Genomic DNA, 3,288 nt, shown 5'->3' on the forward strand with positions numbered 1-3,288 from the left:
GGCGCTTCTCCGTCTCGGAAAGCGACTGTTTCGATGCCTCAATAGCCCGAGCTAGCTTATCCTTAGTAGTTGTACTCATCCACTCCAACAACCGATTCTGTGAAGCTAATCTGATAAAAAAAATAGTATAAAAATGATACTATTTTGTTCTTCCTTTCACTACCTTTTCCTTGTTTTCTTCTAGCCATTGTAGATAAAGCTTTGCATAGCGCTCTTCCTCATCATTACGGTAACCTTCAAATATGACTTCGTCAATATCTTCTTCGTTAAAATAATAAATCTCTTCTGGATTGAGACCGTCTGGAAAAACAGAGCCTGTATAGTCAAAAACAACATCTGCCCCCTCCTGATTAACAATCATTCCACGACCAATAATCACAACTTTCTGGTTGCCGTCTGCTAGGTAAACAATACTCCCTTATGGTAATAACATTTTATGCCTCCTGTGTATTTTTTATAATATGAAATTTAAAATGATTTAAATTATATTGTATTGATATAGCATAGATAAATAAAATTGAATAACCTCCAATAAAGGTAAATAATAGCAGAGTGAGATAATTTGAATTGAAAATCCCAATGAAAAGACATCCTGAGAAAAGCAATATAAAAGTTATTAAATGTTGAATAACATTAAAAAATGAGGAATTATATCCTTTCTTATTTTCTTTTATTGTAGCTCGTAATAATAATGCATCCTGAAAATTAAATTTCAGAGTTTTATCCATTCCTAAATTTAAAACTAGGAAAATTAGCAAAGCTCCGATAAAAAATAAAATAAGAACAATTCGCCATGAAGAAAAAATCATGAGATTATTTGCGAATTTTGGAGGAAAGAATAAGAGCCAAAATACCAAAGCAATAGACACAATATCAAATACTTTCCTAAAATTTTCTAACCATATATTAAATGGCTTTACTTCATACTGTTCAACCTGTTCCGTCACATCATAAATTAAGTATTCCGTATTATTATACGCATTAAATCTCCACAAATAATTTCGGATGTCCTTTGGATTAAAATAATCTATTACATAAAGACGGTTATGGACTTCTATTAAATAATAACGATTGTCTAGTCTACCTACTACACGGACTACATATTTATCTTTTTTTCCATTATCCAAAAACTCCTTTAATTGCTTTAAGTGGATTGCTAAAGGATTTTCCGATATTAGATATTCCTTTTCCTATTCCGTTTAAAAGATCTCCTGCACCATCAACTACAACTCTAAATGGTTTCACATTTTTATACAGAGCTTTTACACCTACAGAAACAGCTGCACCCACTGCTACAGCTCCAAATATACCAACAACAACTGGAGCTCCAGCCAAAGCTGAACCCACAGCAAGACCGGCTACCCAGCCAGCTGTTCCGGCCGTTAAGCCATAACTAACTGCTCTACCAACATTATGGTGTTCTTGATAATGTTCGCTGCCTTCTGACCACATTCCTAGACCAACAAGTCCTCTTCCACCCCATTTAGCAACATTTCCAAGAACTTTACTGGTAGAATTCGGTATTTTTTTCAGCGTGCTAGTTAGCCAATTTCTCATTTTTGAACTATCTTTTATAAATCTTCCTGCGGCATCACGCGGTTGCAAAGTCGCCGCCAGTGAACGACCTATATTTTTAGATTCCTCAATAACTTTCCCTTTAACATGATCAAAAAAAGATCCTATAGTTTCTTTAGAAAATTCGCTTCCAACCATGGCCTCCGTAAGGCTACTCTTGATCGATACTACTAAAGCTCAAGTGTCAATCTTGGATATGAGATATTCTTTTTCTCTACTATAAATTTCTCCTGCAACTGTTCCTCTGCTTCATCAATATATCCCTCAAACCAAATCTTGTCAATATTTTCATGATTGAAGAAATAAACTTGATTATCTGTATTTCCAGAAGGATAACGACAAGCTGAATAGTCAAAATATCCAATTGTTCCTCGACTATTGTAAAGTGGAAACCGATTTATAATCATCACTTTAGTATCACCGTTCTGTAGTTGAACAACACTTCCAATAGTCAAGTAATTACTCATTCTCTAACTCCTTTATCAATTGATTTAAAATAATATATCGTTGTTTCGTTTTTGTATTTAAGAATAAAAAGAAAGGAAAAAGTAAACCGACGGAAACAAATAAGAATAAAAAGATTGATGTCAGTAAATATAGAATAGCAGAAATTGTAACTATTAGAAATAAAGATATGATAGTTATCATCGCAATCTTAGAATTTCTTTTTTCTTGATGAAGAAATATACCATATGATTCTCTCGACAGGTATAAATCAGATAATTCTATCCCTCTATACAACTTTTTAACGTAGATTCGCGAAACAGAAAAAACTGCAATTGTCCCAAATATCAGTATTAAAATATTAAATAATAAAATATTTATAAATAGATATTGATTTAACCATCTAACTATTGGCAACATAAACAGTATAATCATCACTAAGAAAGATTGACTATAGCTGCTTTCTTTTTTATCTATCCTGATTAGTAATTTTTGACTGCTTTTATCATAAAAAACAGAATGCTTTTGATAGATTCCTACAGGAATAATTTCATAATTCTCTTTCATCATCTCACCCAAATACACTTCCCAAACCACTCATCATTCCTGTAAAAGCATCGCCGATATTTTTTCCAACATCATTGACCGTCTTTCCTATTGTATCAGCTGCATGCTGTATGTTACTAATGGTATCATCTATAAAAGGTTTTGCAACACTATCATACACCCAGTCAAAAATCATTGATCCTGCAACTCCTGCAACAAAACCTATTGCTGCTCCACCTACTGTACCAACCACCGGAAAAGCACTACCTATAGCTGCCCCAACTTTAGCAGCGCCAATACCAATCGCTACATGTCCTCCAGTCTTTACTACTGCATGACCAATATTTTCTCCATCTGCAACTTGCATGCCAAAATCCACTGCAGCCCCTAGAGTCTGTACGCCATATTTAGCAACTCCTTTAACAAATCCACTATATATAGGATTAACATCAACTGGAATAGTATAAGTCCCACCGCCTGAAACAGCTCCCAGCAAACCATATTGCATATTTTGGGGACTATGTGTCAACCATTCCCAAGAAGATTGAATAAACGCATTTATAGCTTTATCTGTCATAAAACTTTTTAAAGCTTCTTGACTAAACGCTCCAAATAAAGACGATAAATAAGATGGCAAGTTTTGATTCGATGAACCATCCTCTCTATTTTCTAGACCAGGTGGGATTTCCTCTCCATACTCCGCCTTCTTAGTCACCTCCCTCG

At 34.3% G+C, this 3,288-nt stretch carries 5 protein-coding genes and 1 pseudogene; all 6 read right to left on the reverse strand.

Going from position 1 to position 3,288, the window contains the following annotated elements:
* Positions 1 to 139: 139 nt before the first annotated feature.
* Positions 140 to 412 carry a DUF4176 domain-containing protein gene (locus tag HMPREF2628_RS01925; RefSeq protein WP_257375271.1) on the reverse strand — a complete coding sequence of 91 codons (273 nt, stop codon included), beginning with the start codon at positions 410 to 412 and terminating at the stop codon, positions 140 to 142.
* A 22-nt stretch (positions 413 to 434) separates the two neighbouring features.
* Positions 435 to 1,127, reverse strand: a complete 693-nt coding sequence (locus tag HMPREF2628_RS01930) for a hypothetical protein (RefSeq protein ID WP_070842177.1) — start codon at positions 1,125 to 1,127, stop codon at positions 435 to 437.
* Positions 1,120 to 1,713, reverse strand: coding sequence for a hypothetical protein (locus HMPREF2628_RS11015; RefSeq protein WP_257375269.1), 594 nt, complete (start codon positions 1,711 to 1,713; stop codon positions 1,120 to 1,122). The genes HMPREF2628_RS01930 and HMPREF2628_RS11015 overlap by 8 nt, the downstream gene beginning before the upstream one ends.
* Positions 1,714 to 1,745: 32 nt before the next feature.
* Positions 1,746 to 2,042 (reverse strand): DUF4176 domain-containing protein, encoded by a 297-nt coding sequence (locus HMPREF2628_RS01940; protein ID WP_070842178.1) that lies wholly within the window; start codon positions 2,040 to 2,042, stop codon positions 1,746 to 1,748.
* On the reverse strand, positions 2,035 to 2,616 hold the full coding sequence (locus tag HMPREF2628_RS01945; protein ID WP_257375270.1) for a hypothetical protein: 582 nt from the start codon (positions 2,614 to 2,616) through the stop codon (positions 2,035 to 2,037). The genes HMPREF2628_RS01940 and HMPREF2628_RS01945 overlap by 8 nt, the downstream gene beginning before the upstream one ends.
* Positions 2,591 to 3,288: pseudogene (locus tag HMPREF2628_RS10975) on the reverse strand (hypothetical protein); the annotation flags it as partial. The gene HMPREF2628_RS01945 and the pseudogene HMPREF2628_RS10975, both read right to left, overlap by 26 nt.

This window comes from Streptococcus sp. HMSC063B03, assembly GCF_001836965.1.
Taxonomy (GTDB): Bacteria; Bacillota; Bacilli; order Lactobacillales; family Streptococcaceae; genus Streptococcus; species Streptococcus pneumoniae_F.

Coding starts and splice junctions, on each gene's coding strand:
- HMPREF2628_RS11015 (WP_257375269.1), bottom strand. CDS start 1,713: ATGGTTGGAAGCGAATTTTCTAAAGAAACTATAGGATCTTTTTTTGAT.
- HMPREF2628_RS01940 (WP_070842178.1), bottom strand. CDS start 2,042: ATGAGTAATTACTTGACTATTGGAAGTGTTGTTCAACTACAGAACGGT.